General features: G+C 50.1%; 21 protein-coding genes, 5 pseudogenes and 1 CRISPR repeat array (1 of these 27 cut by a window edge). Of the genes and pseudogenes, 12 read left to right on the top strand and 14 right to left on the bottom strand.

Going from position 1 to position 21,753, the window contains the following annotated elements; translation table 11 throughout:
* Nucleotides 1–84 precede the first annotated feature (84 nt).
* Together JVX88_RS29240 and JVX88_RS29235 are read right to left on the bottom strand one after the other, a co-directional pair.
* Nucleotides 85–447 (bottom strand): iron uptake porin, encoded by a 363-nt coding sequence (locus tag JVX88_RS29240; RefSeq protein ID WP_211622014.1) that lies wholly within the window; start codon nt 445–447, stop codon nt 85–87.
* Nucleotides 378–1,988 carry a GNAT family N-acetyltransferase gene (locus JVX88_RS29235; protein ID WP_211622013.1) on the bottom strand — a complete coding sequence of 537 codons (1,611 nt, stop codon included), beginning with the start codon at nt 1,986–1,988 and terminating at the stop codon, nt 378–380. The genes JVX88_RS29240 and JVX88_RS29235 overlap by 70 nt, the downstream gene beginning before the upstream one ends.
* A 22-nt stretch (nt 1,989–2,010) precedes the next feature.
* Between JVX88_RS29235 and JVX88_RS29230 the strand changes: the two genes are divergently transcribed.
* Complete coding sequence (locus JVX88_RS29230) at nt 2,011–2,598, top strand: DUF1269 domain-containing protein (protein WP_211622012.1); 588 nt, start codon at nt 2,011–2,013, stop codon at nt 2,596–2,598.
* A 60-nt stretch (nt 2,599–2,658) separates the two neighbouring features.
* Nucleotides 2,659–3,459: a DUF1269 domain-containing protein gene (locus JVX88_RS29225; protein ID WP_211622011.1), complete on the top strand. Its 801-nt coding sequence runs from the start codon at nt 2,659–2,661 to the stop codon at nt 3,457–3,459.
* Here JVX88_RS29225 and JVX88_RS29220 read toward each other — a convergent pair.
* The 4 genes from JVX88_RS29220 to JVX88_RS29200 all read right to left on the bottom strand — a co-directional run bounded on the left by JVX88_RS29220 (nt 3,456) and on the right by JVX88_RS29200 (nt 7,848).
* The gene (locus JVX88_RS29220) at nt 3,456–3,605 is read right to left on the bottom strand and encodes a hypothetical protein (RefSeq protein WP_211622010.1); all 150 of its coding nucleotides are present in this window, start codon (nt 3,603–3,605) and stop codon (nt 3,456–3,458) included. The genes JVX88_RS29225 and JVX88_RS29220 overlap by 4 nt on opposite strands.
* Complete coding sequence (gene hydA / locus JVX88_RS29215) at nt 3,602–4,996, bottom strand: dihydropyrimidinase (RefSeq protein ID WP_211622009.1); 1,395 nt, start codon at nt 4,994–4,996, stop codon at nt 3,602–3,604. The genes JVX88_RS29220 and hydA overlap by 4 nt, the downstream gene beginning before the upstream one ends.
* Nucleotides 4,997–5,422: 426 nt before the next feature.
* Nucleotides 5,423–6,937, bottom strand: a complete 1,515-nt coding sequence (chlG, locus tag JVX88_RS29210) for a chlorophyll synthase ChlG (protein WP_317134481.1) — start codon at nt 6,935–6,937, stop codon at nt 5,423–5,425.
* 20 nt (nt 6,938–6,957) lie between these two features.
* Nucleotides 6,958–7,848 (bottom strand): glycosyltransferase, encoded by an 891-nt coding sequence (locus JVX88_RS29200; RefSeq protein WP_211622008.1) that lies wholly within the window; start codon nt 7,846–7,848, stop codon nt 6,958–6,960.
* 149 nt (nt 7,849–7,997) lie between these two features.
* Here JVX88_RS29200 and JVX88_RS29195 point away from each other — a divergent pair, with 149 nt between their 5' ends.
* Entirely contained in the window at nt 7,998–8,357 is a 360-nt protein-coding gene (locus JVX88_RS29195; protein ID WP_211622007.1) for an SLC13 family permease, read from the top strand.
* Here JVX88_RS29195 and JVX88_RS29190 read toward each other — a convergent pair.
* The gene (locus JVX88_RS29190; RefSeq protein ID WP_211622006.1) at nt 8,352–9,257 is read right to left on the bottom strand and encodes a sulfotransferase family protein; all 906 of its coding nucleotides are present in this window, start codon (nt 9,255–9,257) and stop codon (nt 8,352–8,354) included. The genes JVX88_RS29195 and JVX88_RS29190 overlap by 6 nt on opposite strands.
* 214 nt (nt 9,258–9,471) lie before the next feature.
* Between JVX88_RS29190 and JVX88_RS29185 the strand changes: the two genes are divergently transcribed.
* On the top strand, nt 9,472–11,022 hold the full coding sequence (locus JVX88_RS29185; RefSeq protein WP_315875308.1) for a class I tRNA ligase family protein: 1,551 nt from the start codon (nt 9,472–9,474) through the stop codon (nt 11,020–11,022).
* Here the strand turns inward: JVX88_RS29185 and JVX88_RS29180 are convergent.
* From JVX88_RS29180 to JVX88_RS29165, 4 genes and pseudogenes are all read right to left on the bottom strand, one after another.
* Nucleotides 10,997–11,599 (bottom strand): annotated as a pseudogene (locus tag JVX88_RS29180) (photosystem II q(b) protein); the annotation flags it as partial. The gene JVX88_RS29185 and the pseudogene JVX88_RS29180 sit on opposite strands and share 26 nt — an antisense overlap.
* Nucleotides 11,600–11,917: 318 nt before the next feature.
* Nucleotides 11,918–13,018 carry a CTP synthase gene (locus JVX88_RS29175; RefSeq protein ID WP_211622004.1) on the bottom strand — a complete coding sequence of 367 codons (1,101 nt, stop codon included), beginning with the start codon at nt 13,016–13,018 and terminating at the stop codon, nt 11,918–11,920.
* Between the two features lie 112 nt (nt 13,019–13,130).
* Nucleotides 13,131–13,370 carry a hypothetical protein gene (locus tag JVX88_RS29170; protein ID WP_263975295.1) on the bottom strand — a complete coding sequence of 80 codons (240 nt, stop codon included), beginning with the start codon at nt 13,368–13,370 and terminating at the stop codon, nt 13,131–13,133.
* A 34-nt stretch (nt 13,371–13,404) separates the two neighbouring features.
* On the bottom strand, nt 13,405–13,701 hold the full coding sequence (locus JVX88_RS29165) for a BrnT family toxin (RefSeq protein WP_211622002.1): 297 nt from the start codon (nt 13,699–13,701) through the stop codon (nt 13,405–13,407).
* Between the two features lie 808 nt (nt 13,702–14,509).
* Between JVX88_RS29165 and JVX88_RS39345 the strand changes: the two are divergent.
* Both JVX88_RS39345 and JVX88_RS42440 read left to right on the top strand, forming a co-directional pair.
* A pseudogene (locus JVX88_RS39345) lies at nt 14,510–14,800 on the top strand (DUF4347 domain-containing protein).
* Complete coding sequence (locus tag JVX88_RS42440; protein ID WP_315875307.1) at nt 14,778–15,026, top strand: hypothetical protein; 249 nt, start codon at nt 14,778–14,780, stop codon at nt 15,024–15,026. Before JVX88_RS39345 ends, JVX88_RS42440 begins: the two are co-directional and overlap by 23 nt.
* A 16-nt stretch (nt 15,027–15,042) precedes the next feature.
* On the opposite strand, the pseudogene JVX88_RS29145 reads toward JVX88_RS42440, so the two are convergent.
* Nucleotides 15,043–15,357 (bottom strand): annotated as a pseudogene (locus JVX88_RS29145) (transposase); the annotation flags it as partial.
* 6 nt (nt 15,358–15,363) lie between these two features.
* Here JVX88_RS29145 and JVX88_RS39335 point away from each other — a divergent pair.
* Nucleotides 15,364–15,519 (top strand): annotated as a pseudogene (locus tag JVX88_RS39335) (IS701 family transposase); the annotation flags it as partial.
* 290 nt (nt 15,520–15,809) lie between these two features.
* Here JVX88_RS39335 and JVX88_RS29140 read toward each other — a convergent pair.
* Nucleotides 15,810–16,775 (bottom strand): annotated as a pseudogene (locus JVX88_RS29140) (response regulator); the annotation flags it as partial.
* 249 nt (nt 16,776–17,024) lie between these two features.
* Between JVX88_RS29140 and JVX88_RS29135 the strand changes: the two are divergent.
* From JVX88_RS29135 to JVX88_RS29115, 5 genes are all read left to right on the top strand, one after another.
* Nucleotides 17,025–17,570, top strand: coding sequence for a TonB-dependent receptor domain-containing protein (locus tag JVX88_RS29135; protein ID WP_211628925.1), 546 nt, complete (start codon nt 17,025–17,027; stop codon nt 17,568–17,570).
* Nucleotide 17,571: 1 nt separating this feature from the next.
* Nucleotides 17,572–17,853, top strand: a complete 282-nt coding sequence (locus JVX88_RS29130; protein ID WP_211621997.1) for a hypothetical protein — start codon at nt 17,572–17,574, stop codon at nt 17,851–17,853.
* A gap of 18 nt (nt 17,854–17,871) precedes the next feature.
* The gene (locus JVX88_RS29125; protein WP_211621996.1) at nt 17,872–18,648 is read left to right on the top strand and encodes a PepSY-associated TM helix domain-containing protein; all 777 of its coding nucleotides are present in this window, start codon (nt 17,872–17,874) and stop codon (nt 18,646–18,648) included.
* Between the two features lie 224 nt (nt 18,649–18,872).
* Nucleotides 18,873–19,631 carry an energy-coupling factor ABC transporter permease gene (locus JVX88_RS29120; protein WP_211621995.1) on the top strand — a complete coding sequence of 253 codons (759 nt, stop codon included), beginning with the start codon at nt 18,873–18,875 and terminating at the stop codon, nt 19,629–19,631.
* 56 nt (nt 19,632–19,687) lie between these two features.
* Nucleotides 19,688–20,143: a PDGLE domain-containing protein gene (locus tag JVX88_RS29115; RefSeq protein WP_211621994.1), complete on the top strand. Its 456-nt coding sequence runs from the start codon at nt 19,688–19,690 to the stop codon at nt 20,141–20,143.
* Here the strand turns inward: JVX88_RS29115 and JVX88_RS29110 are convergent.
* Nucleotides 20,140–20,991 (bottom strand): antibiotic biosynthesis monooxygenase, encoded by an 852-nt coding sequence (locus JVX88_RS29110; RefSeq protein ID WP_211621993.1) that lies wholly within the window; start codon nt 20,989–20,991, stop codon nt 20,140–20,142. The genes JVX88_RS29115 and JVX88_RS29110 overlap by 4 nt on opposite strands.
* 611 nt (nt 20,992–21,602) lie before the next feature.
* Nucleotides 21,603–21,753: direct repeats of the CRISPR family, unit length 37 nt; unit sequence CTTGCAGTCTCTTACTTCCCCGAAAGGGGACGGAAAC (it continues 1,207 nt past the right edge of the window).

Raw genomic sequence — 21,753 nt, 5'->3', positions numbered from 1 at the left:
ACTGGAGGTTGGCTGTAGCACAAATACTCGACGAACGATTGATCAATTAAGATCAATTAACGAGTAGGTTTAAGTTCATATTATTCAGAAGCTAAAGGTAGTGCGAACAGTGCCAATGTAGATGGGAGTATTGCTGGCATCATTTTCTGGATTTAGGATCACAAACACACCAGGGGTAACGGCAATATTGTCGTTCAGTTGCAAGTGGTAAAACGCTTCTAAGTGTAAAGCCGCATCTGATTCTCGATCGCCATACTGATTGTGCGTTACTTGTGGCGGTTGACCGGCAATTACACCTAACAAATTTCCATCTCCAGCCAAATCGGGAAAACCGAGCAGCACGGCCCAGGTGAAAATATCTGCTCGGGGATTGCCGTCTAAATCTTTAGCGGTAGCTTGAATCCACCCGATTCGTCCGCCCAGCGTGAAATGGTCACCAATATCCACAGAGGCTTCTGCACCAAGTGAATTAGCCCTAAAGCATAATTGACAGCAGCATAGCGTTCTTTTTCTTCTGTAGACAGCCTGCCCTGAGCCTGCAAAGCATTGGCCCACATCGCCTCAGCCTCAGCACAATCAGGAGCAAGTTCTCTAGCGCTTTGATAGTACTCAATTGCCTCATCCCAATTTCCTTGCTGCTGTAGGGCATAGCCAAGGTTATGGTATATCGCTAAGGTTGCTACATCGGCCTCAGGTGCGGTACGAAGGGCCTGTTTGTAAGTCGATATCGCTGCTGGGAGCTGGCCTTGCTGCTGATATAGTGTGCCCAAGCTAAACCAGACCCTTGTGTTAGTTGGCTGAATTTCCAGCAGTTGTTTCAGTAGAGCTTCTGCGGCTGGGTAGTCTCCTTCCCGTTGCATAATGACAGCCAAACTATAAAGCACCGCAGGTTGTTCTGGCTGAGAGGCCAGAATTTGTTGATATCTCTTTTTAGCTTCATCGAGATGATTTTCTCGATGATAGATTTCAGCAATGGTGATCGCTTCCGGAATACTTCTTGGATTTAAGATGATATCTTGGTGAATCCAATTTTTTCGATGAATGACAACGGTTGTAATATAACGTTCCTGAGCACCAAAGGAATACTTGTAGGCTTCATTTCCCATGAGGAAGTCGTAGACTCTAAAGCCATTTTGAATAGCATAACGAATTGCTTCAGAATGGAGAATCAGCCCTGGGGATAAATCGGTAAAGGTTTCATCTCGAGCAGAAACAAACGAGAGAAGCGACTGATGGGAACGATCAATAAAATGTGCAATCGCGCTTATCGGTCGATCGCCATGCCATAGAATGGGCAGATACAGACAATGATGATTAAAACAATGGCGCAGCAAGAATCGCCAGCTGTCGGCTACCATTGAGCAATGCTTTGCTCCTTTTCTGCTTTCCCAGTTGGCTTGCCAGAACCCAAGCAGTATGTCGAGATAGCGTTCGATATTTGCTTCATTAGCAGAGGCAATATAGTATCCATCAGGGCCTTCGCTCTGCTGCGAAAATCGCTTTAGCTTTTTCCGTATATTTTTTCGAGTACTGGCACCCAAACCCTGGAGATACTCCTCCCAGCTAGTTGGCAGGGGAATGTAGGGACAAATGCTGTTGTCAATAGCATCCAGTTCGTCTTTATAGACCCGATTGCCCATCTCAACGATTTTGACTTGATCTGCTGGAAAGCTAGTCAAAAAGTGGAGCAGTCGTGGACTATCTTTTTGCATGTGCTGCAACTCAAATACCGACCAGGTTTCCTGATGCTGTAGATAGGCCACAAAAGCTGCCGTTGCATCGTGTTCATATTCAGGTATACAAATAAATCCTGGAGAATGGGAGTCGGTTATGCCGGCCAATTTTAGCTGACTGTAGAGGCCCAGCTCATCGTCATTTTGAACGCAAACATTCAGAGGTAAGAAAGCAACATAATCCGACTCGCCAGAACTTGGCCTTGCTGCCAAAACGAACCAGGGTACTCCGGCATCACTCTCAGCATTTAGCACGCCTGAAGGTGCTGGTGAGGTGATGGATAGCCTCAAGCAAGGTAGTAAGGAAGGATTAATTGGCATCGTGGACGCCGCCGTTGTGGTCAAGGATGCTAATGGCAAAGTCAAAATTACTGACTCGAAGCGACGCACTGCTAAGGGCTTGGTTACCGGCGGATTGATTGGTGGGCTAGTTGGTTTGCTGGCGGCCCCACCAGTTGGTGCAGCAGCTTTGGGAGGTGGCGCGATTGGAGCACTGGTTGGTAAGTTGCGGAGTGTCCCACTCAAGGCTGAAATGAAGAGCATTAGCTCGGCTCTACCGCCAGGAAGCTCAGCGATTGTCGCCACGATCGAACATAGTTGGGTCTCGCAATTGCAAATGGCCTTGGTTGCTGATGGTGCCCAACTGATCCAGGATTCGATCCAGGCTGACATTGCAGAACAGTTGAATGCAGGTGGTAATGTGCTATACACCGCAGGCAGTGGTGCTTTAGGGTCTGGAGTCGTTCGGATGGCGGGTACAGATGCCGACACTGAAGTTGGCGGTGTGCTTATCGGTGAGAATGGGGCGATTGTAGACAATGCCGTGATTACCAATGAACCGTTGGAAGAAACCGTTGCTGGTTAAAGTCAGTCAAATGTGGCCTCTGAATTCACTCTAATTTGTGACTAGAAGGAGAAAACCAAGATGGAAAAAATGGTTGTTGTTGTTTTCGATAGTGAAAGCAACGCTTACAACGGTTTGAATGCAATCAAGCAGCTTCATCAGCAAGCCGATTTGGCTTTGTTTGCCGTCGCAGTGATTGCGAAAGATGCCGATGGTACGGTCAATGTCCGTCAATCTGCGGATCCAGGTCCGATTGGTACATTGTTTGGGGCGTGTCTGGGTGGCCTGATTGGAATTCTAGGTGGCCCAGCGGGTGTAGCGGCTGGCATGACGGGTGGCTACGTCGGTGGAGCAATGGGCGATCTAGACCGGATGGGCATTAATCTGGAATTTTTGGATGATGTCAGCAGAGTGCTAACTCCTGGAAAAGCAGCCCTTGTTGCCCATGTGGATGAATACTGGACAACGCCTCTAGACACGGCAATGCAGCCGCTGGGTGGAACCGTATTCCGCAAAGTTCGTTCTGAAGTTGTGGATGAGCAAATCGATCGCGATATCCGCGAAACTCAGGCGGAACTGCAAGCATTGCAAGAAGAGTATGATGCTGCCGCAGCAGAACAAAAGGCCAAAATCCAGGCGAAGATGGATGCTACTCGCACCAAACTTCAGACCAAGATTGATGCTGCCAACAAGTGGATGAAAGATGCAGAACAGCAGGCCGAGTCCAAAGTGGCGGTGCTGAAGGAGCAGGCGAAAGCGGCCAGCGACAAGCAAAAAGCCCAGATCGAGAAGCAGGTCAACGAAATTCAGGCCAATGTTGCGAAACGGCAAGAAAAGCTGAAGCAATCTGCTGCTTCCGTGCGGGAAGCCCTAACCGTCTAGATCCCTTGTTTTTCCCCAGCCTTTAACTGGTGATTATGGCGCTCGATTTGCTGAAAACAAGCTGCAACTGCTTCGATAGACCGCACCTGCCGCTGTTGAATCTGTTGGGCCAATTCACAGGCCGAGTGTTGATAGAGCTGAGTCATGGCATTAGTTTGGGACGCGCAAAGCTAGATAGACCACAGGGTAGAAATTCACCTCGACCCCGTGCCGCTAACACCTCTCCCTGTCGGTACACTACTTCGCCCCGCGATAAGGTAGTTTCTGGATAGCCTTGGATGATCATACCCTCGTAGGGCGTATAGTCTACATTGTGGTGCAGCATCGCATTATTAATTGTCACTTGTCGCTGAGGATCCCAAATCACCAGATCGGCATCAGCTCCGATTGCAATCGTGCCCTTGCGAGGGTACAGGCCGTATAGCTTGGCTGGATTAGTAGACGTTAAGGATACAAACGTGTTTAAGTCAATTCGGCCTTTGTTTACACCTTCTGAAAACAAAAGCGGCAATCGCGTTTCAATTCCGGGAATACCGTTGGGAACTGCATGAAATGAACTGTGTGTGCCACAGATTTGTTTACCCTTCGGGTCGTCATAGCGGAATGGAGCATGATCCGAAGAGAGCACATGGAAAACCCCATTGCACAATCCATCCCAAATCACCTGCTGGTTCGCTTTATCGCGAGGCGGCGGGCTGCAAATACACTTGGCTCCCTCAAAATTGGGCTGATTTAGATCCGCTTCGGTGAGAAACAGGTACTGAGGGCAAGTTTCGGCATAAATGCGTAGCCCCCGATTCTGTGCCCACTGAATCTGCTCGACGGCTTCCGCTCCCGACACATGCACAATCAGAATCGGTACATCAACCAGTTCAGCCAACGCAATCGCTCGATGGGTGGCTTCTCGTTCAACCACCATTGGTCGCGCTGTGGCATGATAGCGGGGGGCGGTTTTACCAAGGGCTTCTAGGCGCTGCACCATCCAGGCAATGCAGTCGCTGTTTTCGGCATGCACCATGACAAAGGCTCCTTCTTGTCGCGCCACTGCCAGTACATCCAGGAGTTGCCGGTCGCTGAGTTTCAAATCGTCGTAGGTCATGTAGACTTTGAACGAGGTGTAGCCACTGCGAATTAGCTCCGGCAGTTCCTCGTCCAGTACAGCAGCAGTAGGATCCGCCACAATCAGGTGAAAGGCATAATCAACTACCGCGTTGCCCGTTGCTCGCTGATGATAGTCTTCTACCGCAGCCTTGAGTGAGTCTCCCTTGAACTGGCAAGCAAACGGAATTACGGTGGTTGTACCTCCCGCCACAGCGGAACGGGTGCCGGTATAAAAGTCATCCGCCATCACCACTCCATCTGACATAGGCTGATCCATATGACAGTGGGCATCGACTCCACCCGGCAGCACCAATCGATCAGTTGCGTCAATTTCCTGTGGGGCTTGGGGTAAATTGGCAGCCAACGCTACAATCCGACCTGCCTTGATGCCCACATCACACTGCATCACATCCGCAGCGAGTTTGCCAAATCCCATCCAGGCTGGCTCTGGCTCGCTCTGGCAACAACACCCTCTGCTTCTTTTCTCGCACTTGAGGCTTATGGCCATTAGACTTATGCCCATTCGTTTGAGTAGACGAATCGGTCGAGTCGGAAGTCGCTGAAGGGGTAGGAGAATTCCGATTGGATTTTGAGATTGCTCTCAGCTTAGTTAGAAAGTCTGTCACTGCAATGCCTCACAAACCACTACACGTGAGATGTCCTCACTGGAATCCTCGCTGCCTAGGACGTCGCATAGGGCAAAACTGATGTCTGTACCGCCTGTCCATACCGCTAGGAAGGCAAAAAATCGGGCACCATAGCCGGAGAATGAACCAACCTTGATATAACTTCATCCAAAGTTAGTCTCTTTTGAGATAAAACGCAACCGCAGCGCCTTGCTGTTTCAGCAAAAATCGGGTAATCATACGCCTGCGTGTCCTAACGCCAACGCTGCCACCAACATGCCTAGGACCAAAAAGGGCTGAGCACTGGCCTGGTATTTAACATCGTTCTTTAGCGGATCCCGCAGGAAGTACATATCCTGGAACGTAATCTGGGGAATAATCAGCAAGATCAACAGCACCGCGTAAAGATTTTGACCAATTCCCATTAAGTAAGCAGCGATACCCGATTGAAACACATCGATCATCAAAACGCAGATCCAGGCTGCCGTTGTAATCCCAAACATCACCGGTAAGGACTTTAAGCCAAGCTGCCGATCGCCCTCGACGCTCTTGAAATCGTTAACCACGGCAATACCCAATCCGGCCAAGCTATAAAACAAGGTCAGCAGCACAATCGTCCCATTCAAGTCGCCAAACAGGGCGTGACCAGTCCACCACGGCAGCGCAATGTAGCTCGCACCCAGGGCATAGTTTCCCAACCAGCCATTTTGCTTCAGCTTTAGCGGTGGAGCCGAGTAGATGTAGGCCAGAAAAGCACCACCAATTGCGATTAGGGTAATAGTGGGAAACTCATGACCGGCCCAAACATCCAGTCCATAGGCCAAGGCAATTCCTGCTCCAAGTAAGATCAGAACCTGGGCTACCACCTGCGGCACCGAAATGGCCCCCGAGGGAATCGGGCGGTAGGGTTCGTTGATTGCATCAATTTCGCGATCATAGAAGTCATTTAGGGTTTGGGTGTAACCCGTCATCAGTGGCCCCGACAGCAGCATACAGGCCGCCGCAATCAGCACATTCTCGATCGTCCAGGTGAAATGGCCAGAAGAAGCAGCGCCACAAACCACACCCCAGATCAAGGGAATCCAGGTAATCGGCTTCATTAACTGCAAGCGGATCTTCCAAATCGAGGTTTCTCCGGGCTGTGCTCCCTTCATGCCCAGAAGCTGGCGTGCCTTCGCGTTGCGATCGGTCGCCGTTGCATCAGGTGCCCCGTTCGCTACGGTTGGAGCATTGGTCGAAGCACTGTTGGATTCTGGAGTTAGTAATGGCTCAGACATGATCACCAGGGTAATGTTCAAGGGGCACTGAGCTAAAATGTGAGCAATTGAGTCTTGATTCGGTTGTTTAGGATGAAGAGGATAACTGGGCAGGGGTTGACCGTTGCGATCGACTCGGAGTGCATCGCCATAGACAATGGCTTGACGATCGGTTGGGAGTTGAGTAGTTTGAGTGATTTGGCGTTCTAGACAATCTGGCAACAGTATGTCATCAGCATCCAAGAACTTGATATATTCTCCCTTGGCTAGCTCAATGCCACGATTGCGAGCGACTGGGGCACCTTGATTGGATTGTGTTTCCCAACGCAGTTTGTCGCCAAAGGATTGAATAATTTCTAGGCTGTGATCGGTTGAACCGTCGTCAATGACAATTACTTCTGTATCTCTATAGGTTTGATTAAGAGCACTAGCAATCGCCTCTCTAAGAAACACCTCACTGTTATAGCAGGGAATGATGATTGAAACAGTATTCATTGCTGATATAAGATGAAAAGCTAGTAGTTCAATCTTCTTCTAAAACTCTGCCAAAGTTTTCGCATAAAACTTCCTGTATAGTCTGTCCTATTAAAAGATATTGAGGATGGTTCAAGTCCGAAATCTGAAACTACATCAACTCTCATGAAAGGCCAACCTGTCACGTTATTAACGACGTTACTGCTGTGAATAATTTGCATCCAATAATGACCATCATTGATCTGAACAACTTTATATTTATCCTTTTGGTTTAAGAAATTGTCATGCCATTCACTTAGAACAGTAGATATTTTTTGATTGCCCTCTAGTATTTCTATCATTGAAATAAAAGGATTTGAAGAATGACTATAGTGAGTAAGTTCATACCTTGGCTCAATTTTCAAGCAAAATCCATTCTTTAAGTTGATAAGTATCTTTTTACCGTTTAAATCAGCTGATTTACTCAAGCTAGTATTATTATTTGAATTTAGCACAGAGCTAAATTCCTTCTGTATTCTAGCAATTGCTTCTTTGTGCAATGCGTCATCGTTATCTAATCTAGTCGTAATTAAAAATTTAGTATTTTGATCAGTAAAAGAGAGAACGTCCGTCTTTAAGTGATCAAAAAGTTGATAGGCATCTATAACGTATTTAGAATAAAAGATAGGAAATTGTTGATGTAATTCAGCAAGTTTCTGTTTATACTCTGGTTTGGTCTCAGAATCAAAATAAATCAACCACTTGAAGTTCTTGCATGTTTGATTTGCTATCGATGGGAGACAGTAATTCGAAAAGAGTTTTAGTCTTTTTTTCATCCAGTCATCTGTTAAAACAGGTTTTTGATTTTTATCTTTAGTGATCCTAGTTGCTTTGACATTGAATCGTGTAATGAGAATATGTTGAAAGTGATTGTCCATGTTCGTATTTTGCATAACTGATGACTTGAACTGAGAAAAAATAGGGCTCTTCTGGGTTTAGGGTGATAAGCAAAGTTAATGGGAGAAGCAGGCGAGCAGGCGAGAACGAAAGTTGTCGAAATTCACAAATCCATAAGCCTGTCGCTTAATGTACGACCAAGTGGTTGGCGGATCAATTGCTATTGGCCGGTGGTCATTTGTCTGGATTCTGGATTTTGACTCTGTTCTATTTGGCGACCACGCTGCTGACGGAAATTCTGTCAAATAATGCCACGGTAGTCTTGATGATTCCGATTGCGGTGGAGGTAGCCAAGTCGCTGAGTTTGAATCCCTACGCCTTTATGTTTGCCGTTACGTTCGCAGCCTCCAACAGCTACATGACGCCAATTGGCTACCAGACGAACACGATGGTCTATGGTCCGGGTGGCTACAAATTCCTCGACTTCACTCGCATTGGCGCTCCGCTGAATCTGCTCTTGACAATTCTGACGCCGTTGCTAATTAGCTGGCTCTATGGGCTATAGCAGATTAGCCTCAGCTAGTTTAGCTTTCACTTGCTGTAATTCTGTCTCTAGCAGTTGATTCTGCCGCCTCAGATTTGCTAACTCTAGCCAATCCTGAAAGGCCCAAATCGCATCACCTGTTTGGCTTAACTGCTGTTGCCAGGATCGATCGATGCTCTCATCTGCTGGTCGCCATGCGATGGTTCCCAGTTTTTCGTACAGCTCAATTGCCTGGGGAAAATGGCGATCAATTAAATTGATACGGTGGATTTCATGCTGGCAAGCATGGAGTAAAGAAGGCTCATACTGCTGCTGACTGGGTATCGTTAACGCGATGTGAAATTTTTGGTTGATTGCTTCAATCCAAGCAGGTTGATTTTGAGTAATGGTTTCAATATTGGATAGCAAACATCGATTGGATGCTTGCTGATAAAAGCTGAGAATTTTTTGATTATAATGCAACCAAAACTTAATTGCTAGATTAGGCTGCTGCTGAAGAATCAGATCGCCGCGCCGGTAGAGGGAATCGACAACTTCCCAGGGCGAGCGGTAGACCATGACAAAATTAGCCTCGGGCAACAGTTCAGCCCAAAACTCAAGAAACAGTGTCGTGCGTGGATCCTTCCAACCCCAAATCGAGCAAGTCTGATTACGTTCAACGAGCTGTTGTGCTTGCTCTCTGTAGAATGGTTCTACTTCAATACTGGCTTGGAGGGTCCAACCTTCTGGATAAAGGCTTTGGGAGCGTAAGACAGCTTGATGAAATTCAAAGAAGTCTACATTCTCGAAATGCCCTTTGGGATTGGTAGAATTGGCAGCTAGCAACTGCTCACCAATATGGACGCCCGCACTCTGTAAGAGCGATGCTGTTAGTGAAGTGCCAGAACGGTGCATTCCAACAATGATCAAAACAGATGACATAAGCTAGGAGATAGGAGGTAGGAGTCAGGAGTTAGAAATAAGGGAGAGGGTAAGGTAAACGGTCTGGTGCAGTATTAATTGCTTAAGCTGCTCCTATAGATTTTAGGAAGGGCAGGGGAATCAACCAATACCTAAAGTCACAACAGCCACTTTTCAAACATCCTCTAACTTGTAACTTTTGAGATCACGCCGAAGTCTCACCGTTGCTCGCGGAGTGCGTTCCACGAACAAAGTGCGTCGTGCCCGGGCGGGGCGACCCAAGTTCGTGTTCCACGACGGCCCGCCCTACGCCAATGGATCGATCCACCTTGGGCACTTCCTGAACAAGAGCCTGAAGGATTTCGTGGTTCGTTCGCGGAGCATGATGGGGATGGATTGCCCCTTCGTGCCGGGTTGGGACTGCCACGGCCTGCCCATCGAGCACCGCGTCATGCAGGAGATGCTCGAGAAGGGAAAGCTCGCAAAGGTGCAGGCGCTTCCCGAGGACCAGCGCCGGATGGTTGTTCGCCGTGAGTGCCAGGCGTACGCCGAGAAGTATGTGAAGCTGCACGTGGAGCAGATGACTCGGGCCTTGACGCTGGCGGACTATGCGCATCCGTATCTGACGATGCAACCCTCGTTCGAGGGCGCGACGCTGGAGGTGCTGGCGGCGCTGGTGGAGCAGGGCCTGGTGTACCGGGCGCTCAAGCCCGTGCACTGGTCGATCGCCAACGAGACGGCGCTGGCCGAAGCGGAGCTGGAGTACGAGGAACGGGTGGACCTCTCGGTGTACGTCGACTTCGAGGCGGCTGATGCGGATGCGGTGTACGACGCGTTCGGACTGCCGCCTCACACCGATGCGGAGGAGGAGGACGAGGATGAACCGGCGGAGGGCGAGGGCGTGCGCCTGCCGCGGGTTGGCGTTCGGCCGAACGTCCGCCCGAGCTTCATGATCTGGACAACGACGCCGTGGACGCTTCCCGCGAACCTGGCGATCGCGGTCAACGCGCGGTTCGAGTACGCGCTGGTGTACGTGGATGGGAATGTGACGGTGATGGCCGCGGCGCTGGTCGAGAAGGTCACAGCGCTGGCCAAGGCCGAGCACGTTCGGGTGCTGGCGAGCACTACAGGCGACCGGCTGGTCGGGCTCGGGTATCGGCACCCGTTCGTCGATCACGGGCGAGGCGAGGGCGTTGGCGGCCCCGCGGTCTTCACGGTGGCGGCGGCCGAGTACGTGACCCTCGAGGACGGCACCGGGCTTGTGCACACGGCGCCCGGGCATGGCACGGAGGACTTCCAGACGGGCGCACGGATGGGGCTGCCCGTGTATTGCCCCGTGCGTGCCGACGGCACGTATGACCGGACGGTGCCCGAGTGGCTTCGCGGGATGGATATCTGGAAGGCCAACGAGGCGATCGTGTCACGCCTTGAGGCCAGCGGCCATCTGTTCCACTCGCACCGGTTCACCCACTCGTACCCACACGATTGGCGGAGCAAGACGCCCGTGATCTTCCGCTGCACGGAGCAGTGGTTCGTGGGCGTGGACGTGCCGATGGCTCGCGACGGGACGACTTTGCGCGCCGGGGCGCTCTCGGCGATCGACGCCTCGAGGACGGACGCGGTGCGCTTCGTGCCGGAGTGGGGCCGAAATCGGATGCGTGGGATGCTCGAGTCGCGTCCCGACTGGTGCATCAGCCGGCAACGGGCGTGGGGACTGCCGATCCCCGCGTTTTTCTGGCGCGATGCCCATGGGCACGAGCACCTAGCATGTGGAAGGGATGCATGAGAATATTGTGCTCAGCCTGGAACACAAACATGAAGTTAAACGTGCCGCTGATGCCCAATGGCATGCCGTCAGAGAAGGAACCTTGCCCAATCGGGTAAATTAGAAAAACCGAAGTTGCGGCTGCCACTGGCGCACTATAGGCCACGCAGATCCAGGGTCGCATACCCAGACGATAGCTCAACTCCCATTGGCGTCCCATCCAACAAAAGATGCCAATTAAGAAATGAAATACAATCAGTTCGTAGGGACCGCCGTTGTAGAGCCACTCATCCATCGAAGCAGCTTCCCAGATTGGATAGAAATGCAGCCCGATGGCATTGGAGGTAGGGACCACCGCACCTGTAATAATATTGTTGCCGTCGAGCAGCGAACCGGCAATTGGCTCGCGAATCCCGTCCATATCAACAGGTGGAGCGGCGATAAAGGCGATGATAAAACAAATAGTTGCAGTCAGTAATGTGGGGATCATTAGGACACCAAACCAACCCACATACAGACGATTGTTGGTGCTGGTGACCCAATCACAAAAGCGCCCCCACAGGTCAGAATTTGCGCGTCTTTGTAAGGTTGTAGTCATACGCAATCCTCACTTGAATCACGACAAGTCAGGACATGATCAGCTTTGGTCAATTTGATTTAGCTGTAATTTAGCTGTTTAGCTAATGGGTTATTCAGTCGATTCAGAATGTGGTTACAGGATGTATTGAAGCGCAGTAACAAAGCGTTACTTATTTCTTATCTTAATCAGAACATCTGAAAGTGATCTACAAGCTATGTAAACTTATGTTAAGGATCTACTTGTCCATTCTTGTTTACATCAACCTCTGTACTTGCACTAGCGGTAGAAAAATATAGGAAATACCGCCCTTAGCCAAATCGAAACACTCATACCAACTCAAAACCGTCGCAACTGGGCAGCTTGGTTGAAATATTGTTGATCGATGCCGTTGACTAAGGTAATTGCTGTTAGCAGCGTCGTAAAGGCCAGCATAAACATAATCAGCATTTGGTAAAGAGACGCATTCAGCGGGTCAACGCCACTCAAGATTTGGCCGGTGATAATTCCGGGCAGGGTGACGATGCCTACAACCAGCATAGAATTCAGGGTCGGGATCAGTCCTGCTTTGATTGCTTCACGGCGATATAGCTGGGTGGCTTGGCGGGGGGTAGCTCCTAAACTGAGATGGGTTTCTATGTCGAGTTGGCTGTTGTTGAGGATGCTGACAAATCGCTCTCCGGCCAAGGCAGCGGCGTTCATACTGTTACCTAACACAATCCCAGCCAGCGGCACGAGGTACTGCGGTTCATACCAAGGTTCGAGGCGCAGCACTAAGAGGTTGACGTAGGCTAGGGTGAATCCTGTGCTGAGGACCAGCGAGCTGCCCAGGATTGGCACAAGCTGAGGTAGTTTGCGGCTGATCCGGTTGCGAGCCACGACGGTTGCGATGATCGTCATAGCCAGCACAATCGCGAGTACAGCCCTCACATTGCGGCGTCCGCCCACATCTTTGCGAAACTGACGAATTGCTTCCAGAAACGGCAGGGACTCGATATCACCCACGGTACCGCCAATTTCGGTAATCACCACGTCGGGATTAGTGTCCTTAGCGACGCGCAGGATGCGTTCTTTAATCTCATTCGTAATGTGAGGAATCACCTGCACCGTGCCGCCCATGTAGTCGCCGCGCCGTTCTTTATTGAGCACGGCCTGATAGATCGAACCGGTTGTGACGCTATTGAGCCGCGACATGGAAGTATCGGTAAACCGCTCGTAGTGGCCCAAGTCCAAATCCGTTTCGGCTCCGTCTCGCGTCACAAACACTTCCCCATGCTGAAACGGACTCATCGTGCCTGGATCGACATTGATGTAAGGATCGAGTTTGAGAATGGAAACCGAGTAGTCCCGCGACTTCAGCAGCCGACCCAAACTTGCTGCTACAATGCCTTTGCCGATACTAGAAACGACTCCACCCGTAACGAATACAAATTTCGTCATAATCACCTGCCCAATCGCTCACCGCCAGATTTTAACGCATCTATTGTGGCATCGGACGGCGGTTTTGGCGCGGCAGCATCAAGCCATCAAGCAGGTCTTGCGATGATTCAAACTAATTGCGGGCCACTTCATCTAGGGCTGCTTCAATTACAGCATCGCTTACACCATGCCGCTTCAAACTTGAAATTAACGCCGTTACGGTTTCACTCTCAAACCGCTCTAAATCTGCTCGCAGTCCCTGACCAATATAGGCCCGAATCAACGGTTGGTAGCCAGAAAAACCGAGCAACGGTGCTAGTCGCTTCAGGTCATCTACCACATCTTCAGGAATGCGAATTGTCACACTACTCATAGGACGATTTTTATTTAAGCGCTTTTTGAGTGTTTCACCTTTCATACTCTGCTCGCTCCTGACGAGTTGCTTTCCGGGCCGAAATAATCCGAATCATGTCATCTTCACACTCGATATGAACCACATAAAGTAAATTCCATCGAGTATCCATACCTATTACTGCATCTCGTGCTTCCTGATTCCGGCTTGCATCCACAACAATCAAAAACGGGTCAAAAAATGCTTCAGCCGCTTGCGGGAACGTAATTCCATCATGCTTGCTAGGATTACTCCGCGCTTTGTCAGCATTCCACACAAACGTGACTCCATTTAGCACGAAATACACATCCATACTTTGAAGTGTAATTAGACGTATTTACAATGTCAATACATTCTTGGAGGAGCGAATCCTAATAACTACAGCGTTCACACATAGGTTGTGAATAAGGGGGTGGGAGCAAAGCCCCCACGCAGGGGTTTCACCCCTGCACCCCGTTCAGAAATCAAAAAGGATTGCTGTAGTAGGAATGAAATGGTGGACTGAGTATGCAGCCCGATAGGAAATAGGCTCTAGAAATTGAGCAGGTTCAGGACAAAACTTGGGGCTATAGTTGAGTAACGGAAGCCGTACTTCGTCTGTTTAGTAAAACTCTTAGTAAAACTCCGCTGCGCGGGCGGCGCAGGGTTTTGAATCTGGTTTTTAATTATGCCGAGGTACTTAGTAGATAACTAAGCCAACAATAGCAGTGGCAGCAAAGAATCGTTTCTATTTCCTGTCGCGTAGAGTGCGCAGATGCATCGCATTGAAGAGGAGCAGTTGCATCTCAAGCGGGATGAATCCGCAATTCACCTGTTTGAGGATGAGGCCGATTCAGCAGATGGGCAAAGCATAGAGCATTAGGCAATGTAACGCAAGTCGGGGACGGGTAACTTTTTGTGAATCCAGCTTGTGACGGCTTGGCTTGACTTGCGGTTGTGCTTTAGCACTGCGCTGGAGCGTGAGCGGTTGGTGATAGCCGGTTTGTTAACTTCCGTAATTGTTCTGTCAAGCTTGTATAAATTTAAGTGGAAGGAATCAGAGAGTTCCGTGAACTTGCCTTATAGGTTGAATAGCGGAACGTGATTCTGCTTCAGATGCGATTGAACAAATCACGCAAGTTTTGGCCAATCGTACCGATGTCAGTGCCGTTCATCTTGTCTCGCACGGCAGTAACGGTGCGTTGCAACTGGGCGGAACAACTGTTGGTGATCTGAGTGAGTACGATGCCGAGTTGAAACTCTGATCAAGCTCGCTCACGGCTGATGCCGATATTCTGCTCTATGGCTGTAACATGGCTGAGAACGAATTAGGAAAAGGATTCGTGAATGAGCTGGCTCACCGCACAGACGCAGATGTCGCGGCTTCCGATGACCTGACGGGCATGGGCGGTGATTGGATACTGGAATACTAGACGGGTAGCATCGAGACGGCGGCAACGGCAACGACTACCTCACAGCGGCAACGGCAACGACACGCTGCTCGGTGGCGCAGGCAACGATAGCTTAGTGGGCGACTATGGCAGCGACAGCTTGTTCGGCGGACAGGGACAAGACGCCTTTGGCTTGGGGCTGACTGCTGATGTTTTTGCTGGGGCAGGAGGCTCTGGTATTAGCCCTCTTTTGTTACTCCGGCAGTAGGAAAACACTGCTTGAGAACTAAAACGATACCGTTTGCCGTTTTACCTAAGTTGCCAATATATTGTTTCGCAACATAATCAGTCGCTTGTCCTTTTTTAGCATCTCCAGTTTCTAGGGCTTTGCCCCGCCGTAGGCGTACAATACACAACACAATCGGTTGATTGCCAATGAGGTGTTTAATCAACCACAATCGGATTGAGCGCAGTTGGGCGGCTTCCCAAGGGGCATCGTGCAGAAAATGATGTAGAGCTTGTCCATCTTTGAGTCCGACAGCTCGCGCAATTTGAGGTAAGGATTTGCGGGGCAATTCGGAAACCATGCCGAGATGCAGCCACTGATGATCAGCGAAATAAAACGCAAATCATTGTCTGCGATTGCGAAAGCGGTTGGACTCGATAACCAACAAAGCTTACATCATTTTCTGTGAAAATCTCCTTGGCAAGCCCAGCAGGTTTGCCAAAGACGATTAGAACTCATTCTCAAAGTGCTCAATGTGGGAAAGACTTGATGCAGCGTTTTGCCCAGTAAAGCGCTGGCTGGTCTATAGAGGTTTTCCTGGCTTGTAGGCGCGATTTTTAGATAGCACCCTTGGCGATCCAAAACTAGAATCACGTCCATCATGGCAGCGAACAAACCACGCAGTTCTGCCTCGGAGGCTTGCAGGGTCATTTCAACCTGCCGCCGTTCACGGATTTCCTGTCGCAGCAGCGAATTTTGATAGGCTAGCGCTTCCAGCTGTTTCTGTTCTTGTTCAACCGATTTTGCCTGGGCTAGCGCCATGCCAATCTGGGCTGCAATCGTTTCTAGCAGGAGAATTTCATCGATTGTCCATACGCGCTGTTGGTTGCACTGGAGTAGCAAAATTCCGTTAGCCTGGTTTTGAGCAGAGGTACGAATGGCTACCAGAGACAGGATCTGGGCCAGATGGCCCGAAGGCCGGAACGTCTGGAACCGTTCATCGCTAGCTAGATCAGCGCAGACAACAGCTTGATCTTGGGAAAGCACCGTTGCGATAAACTCTCGCTCCTGCAAAATCAGATCGATCGCCTCGGTTGTAATCTGGTTCGGCTCACTATAGTCGGCAATCAGCAGAATTTCTGGGATTGGCGGCGGAACGTAGATGTGAATTGAGCAGCAATTCACCTGAAAGCCACGTCCAATCTGCTCTACGATGGTTTGGAAGATCAACTGGTCTACTGTAGGCGAGCGAATGGCTTCGGTGACTTGTTGTAGCAGCAGCAGTTTTGGCAAGTACTGCTCTAGCGATTGTTCAGCTTGCTCTCGCCGCCTGATTTCTTGCTGCAATTGAATGGTTTGGGTCTGAATCTGGTTTTGTAATCTGCGAGGTACTAGCTGGGTTTCGATCTTGAGCAGAACTTCCTCGGCAGTAAATGGATAGGTGACATAGTCAACCCCACCATTGGCAAACAAGTTGGCCTTGTCAACGCTCGTCTCAGATTGAGCCAGAAAAATTACCGGTACGTTATGGGTTTGCTGGTCAGTTTTCAACCAGCGACAGATATGGTAGCCATCTAATTCCGCCAATTGAATCGACAGCAAGATCAGATCAGGCCAACCGGTTTGTGCCACCTTGATCGCAAAATCCAGGTTGGACGCAAAGCGCACGTGATACCCCATCTCTGCAAGCGAACTTGCTAACCGTCTCAGATTGGCTGGAGTATCATCAATGATTAAAATGCTCTCTTTTGAACTGATTTGGCTTGAGCTGAGATGGTGAGCTTGATCCATCGGTTCATCAAACGCTATTCCAGCAGGACTCGGTGACGCTATTGGTAGAGAACATACACACCATAACAGACGCCAACAAGTTCCTAAAAGCTAAAATTTCCGGCGAACTCGTTCCCTAGCCAACTCTGGCTACAGGTGATTTATACAGGTGATTTATACAGGCAGTGGTTACACTATCAAATACTTACACAGCTATTTACACTATCAAGTACATAATCTGGATGATACTAAAACCAATACTAAACGCTAATACCGGGCGGAACTATAATCACGCTTGCTGCCTATGACATCGACCGCGCTTTCATCTTCCGCGATCCGGCCACCAATATCACCGGGGCCAATGGACACCAGCAGCATCGTGGCATTGAAGTGACAGCATTCGGTTCGCCGGTTCAAGGTTTGCGCCTGTTCGGCAGTTTCTCGACCTTCGACCCCACGCTCAAGCGCACCGCCGGCGGGTTGCAGGACGGCACCGAACCGGTCGGACTGGCCAAGGCTTTGGCGTCGGCAAATGTCGATTTCGATGTCCCGGGGGTCACCGGCCTCGCCGCCAACTTCGGTGCCTTCTATGTCGGACCCAGCGTGATCAACAATGCAAACCGAATTCGCCTGCCCGGCTGGGCGCGCGTCGATGCGTCATTGCGTTATGTGTTCAGCGTGGGCGACAATGAATTTCGGCTTCAGGCCAATGTCGACAATCTGCTCAACAAACGCGCCTATCAGGTCGACGGCGGTTCGTACGTAAAGACACTGATCCGGCGAACCTTCTCCGCATCGTTGGCGGTCGATTTCTGACATGGCGCGGCGCGGCCGGACCATATTGTTGATATCGGCTGTGCTGCTGTCAGCCTATTTCGCGGCAGAGGCGCTGGTCGGGCTGTTCGGTATTGGACTGCACTTCGCCGGTGTATCGCCCGGCGAAACCAATGCGGCGCAGGCACTGCTCGGATCGATTGTTCTCGCCGCCCTGCTCGTGTGGGCGCTGGTCCAGCCACGGCTCATTCGGGTGGCGTGCGGTCTGGCGCTGTTCAGCGTCATCGGCCTGACCACCATATATTTATCGCCCATCGCAGTTTGACAGTCATCGGTCCGGCCCATGTTCGATACCAAGCTACCACTGCACAAATCCATGACCCAGATCCACACCTGGGCCGGGGTGCTGCTGGCGTGCATCCTGTTCGCCGTGTTCTGGACCGGAACGCTCACCATCTTCGACAAGGAGATCGATCGTTGGATGCAGCCCTCGCTCCGGCTGGCAGCAGCCCCTGCTGTATCGCTCGACAAGATCGTGGACCAGATTGAGCAAGACACAACGGGCGTCACCAGTTTCAGTATCACAATGCCCACCTCGCGCCGCCACGCGCTTGATGTGAGCTATATGTCGGATGAGGAGCGCGTATCTGCTCTGATCGATCCGACTTCGGGTGAGGCTTTACCCACGATCGACACCTTCGGCGCGAGCGATTTCTTCTTCACCTTCCACCACAATCTGCTCATCACCTGGGCTCCCTTTGCCCTGGGCACCTGGATCACCAGCCTCGCCGCCGTCGGCATGCTTATGCTGATCATCACTGGGATCGTCATTCACAAGAAGCTGATTGCCGACTTCTTCACGCTGCGCCCCGAACGCAAACGTCGTCGCCTGCTGCTCGACCTCCACAATCTGAGCTCGGTGGTGGCGTTGCCCTTCCACATCCTGCTCCCGCTTACCGCGCTCATCATCAACTTCGGTTACTTTCTGCCACTTGCCGCTGAAGCGCCCCAGGTCTTTTTTAAGCTGCTCCGCTTCAATGGAGTTGATAATCTCTTGAGCGTTCATCAGATTTCTCAAAAACTCACAATCGCTAATCATAGCGTAGGAGTTAGCAAATAGTCTACTTCCCTAGTTAGGAAATTAAGAGAAATTGGGCAAATGCACAGACGAAATTCGCTTGAAAATTGCTGGCTGCCGAGGAGTTTCTGTATTTCTCCTTAAAAGATGACGCCAAATACCCTCCTAGGGGATTGAATTTTCTCAGTGGGGTTGAGAGCTTAACTGACAGACAGCCCTGCTGATTCAATTCACCGATTCAATTCATCCAGCTAAGCGTAGGATACATGATTGACGTTTTATCATTTGGTTTTGCAACGTTTGCTCTACCCAGCTCATGGTTGAGAATAGCTCCGCCCTATCTAGCCCTACATATCCCTGACGGTTTTCTGAATCTCCCTGTTAGTCTATTCACCTGGATAGCAACGCTTGTTTTGATTGCTGTCTGCCTCAAGCAGGTGCAAAGAGACTATCAGGAACGGGCCGTGCCGCTGATGGGAGTCTGTGCCGCCTTTATCTTTGCGGCTCAAATGATCAATTTTCCGATTCCGGGCGGCACGTCTGGACATTTGCTGGGCGGCACCCTAGCCGGCATCTTGCTGGGACCCTGGGCCGGTTCACTTGTGATGGTGGTAGTTTTCATCGTCCAGGCAGTCCTGTTCCAGGACGGTGGTTTGACGGTGCTGGGAGCCAACATTTTTAATATGGGGCTGATTGGCACCTTTGGTGGCTATTACCTCTACCGAGCAGTTCGGTCTGCTGTGGGATTTAATACCTGGCGCGGTATGGCAATTGGAACTGTGGTCGCGGCTTGGACCAGTGTAGTAGTGGCAGCCTTGGCCTGTGCGATTCAGCTTGGTCTCTCTGGAACCGTACCGATGGGCGTTGCTCTGTCTGCAATGTTGGGGTGGCATGTGCTGATCGCGATTGGCGAAGCCATCATCACCCTGATCGCGGTTAGCTACATTTGGCGGACTCGACCCGATTTGCTGTTCGACCCGCCGCAAACTCGCACGGCCTTGCCGCGCCCCCTGATGCCGCGCTGAAATCACTCAACCTGGACTATAAGCAAGCATCGAAAGGAATCAAAGGAATTACCGTTATGAATAGATCTGCCCAGACTCGAAACCGCGCCTTTGTGATCACTGGATTAGGAATCGCGCTTTTGGTTGCTGTCTTACTTTCTCCTTTTGCCAGTTCGGATCCCGATGGCCTCGATCGGGTGGCTCAGGATCACGGATTCGACACCAAAGCAGTAGAAGATGCACCAGCCCAAAGACTACCTTTTTACAACATTTTTGAGGAGTACGCTTTGCGGGGCGCACCCGAAGGCATTGCCACTCCTATCGCTGGCTTGATCGGTACGCTGGTGACCTTTGGATTGGCGTGGGGAGCAGGCAAACTTTTCGTCAAAGGCAGGAGTTCGGATACGACCCTGTCTGATCGCGATTATCCAGACCATTCATATGCATTCCCGTTGTTTGCACTAGTTCAGCTGATTGGGTGGCTGTTGTTCATTCTCGTCAAATTTTGTCTCTACATTAAGTCTTCACATTAAGTCTTCTCCTTGGCTTTGCTGTCCGGTTTAGCCGAAATAATTTTCACCACTTCGTAAAAGTGATCGTCGTGACTAGCTAAGGCATCAACGTCTTCTGGCAAGACTTCAAGAGCGGGTAGCTTAGTTACGTCGGTAAACTCTTCGGCGTAGCCCCAGTTGGTCAGTACTGCAACATCGGCATTATCTACACCTTTAAACAGAACTGCTGTGCGGGGTGAAGGATAGAGCTTAGTCACATCAGCCAAAGAGTCTTCAGCCGCCGCTAAAAGCTCTGTGACGTCATCAGCACTTTTGGCTGTAATTTCATCGAATTGTACCAAAGCATATTTACCTCGAAGTGCAGGCAACATTCCCTCAGGCGTCTGCGTTTTGTCAACTTCGAATACTACGGTACGGGCTGGCGTGGCTACTGTTTTTTTGGTACTAGATTTAGTTGATGTTCTGACGGCTGATTTGGAAGAGGGAGGACCCACTATCGCACTAGGAGGACTGGGACATAGTTCTAGCGGCTGAGCTGCGTAGGCTTCGTAGCTGTCTGCATCTTTCCACTGGGTCAGGGTAATGACCCGCGCTCCATCCTCACTCTGAAGTACAGAAAAGCTTTCAAAGCCAGGTGTATCTTTAAAGAACTTATTGGATTGCATAATACTAGAGACAACATCCTTTTGTGTTTCGGGTGTTGTTTCATAAATTGCAGCCACATTCACTGCTGGACTTGCCGGATCGAATACGATGGACTTCACGGCTTTGCCAGCCTGTACTGCATCAGCAGAGCCAAACATTACACCTAAAAAGACAAGAACAGCGAACAAAAATGCGTGCAGCTTTTCAACGAAATACCTGGGCATAGAGGGCCGATCTCCACGATCTGGAATAGCTTGCCTAGTTAAAAACCTAGTTGAAAAATAACTACTCAATCCATCAACAATGACTATCAACAATTAAGGGGAAAAACTAAGGAAAAAAATGATTCAGACTCAAGCCAGCACTTGGGGATAAACCGTTATCACAAGTATGGTGTAGGGCTGATAGATCACTCCGGCTCAACATCCTAACTGCAATGAGTTTGACAATATTGTGATTTTTGTTACTTTTTAGCTATTTTATAGCTCAGTTTAAGAATTGCCTGCGGTTCCAGTCTGGCATTTCTGTTTACAATCTTTAACCGTATGGTCAGCTCTTGTTATCTAAATCAAGGGGAAACAAAAGGTAAAACTGAATACAAATTAACTCAAGCTTCTACCGTATCACTAAGCAAATTCCTTCGAGCGTTTAGAGGCTAGCAATAAAACTTCCCATACCACTCAGAACTTACTTTCGATTAGATACAGCGTTCATAAATAGGTTGTGAACAAGGGGGTGTGGGGGCGAAGCCCCCACGCAGGGGTTCCACCCCTGCACCCCGTTCAAACTGGGACGGAAACACACCTACACCGCTTTTAGAACGATTTGGCTCACCCTTGCAGTCTCTTACTTCCCCGAAAGGGGACGGAAACAATTTTTCCCCATCAGAGTCCTCCTTATTTAATTAATCTTGCAGTCTCTTACTTCCCCGAAAGGGGACGGAAACATCTAGCATTGAGATTGGCTTGGTTGGCAGGTTGATCTTG

The sequence above is a fragment of the Leptolyngbya sp. 7M genome, from assembly GCF_018128485.1.
This window is presented reverse-complemented; position numbering and strand designations above follow the sequence as displayed.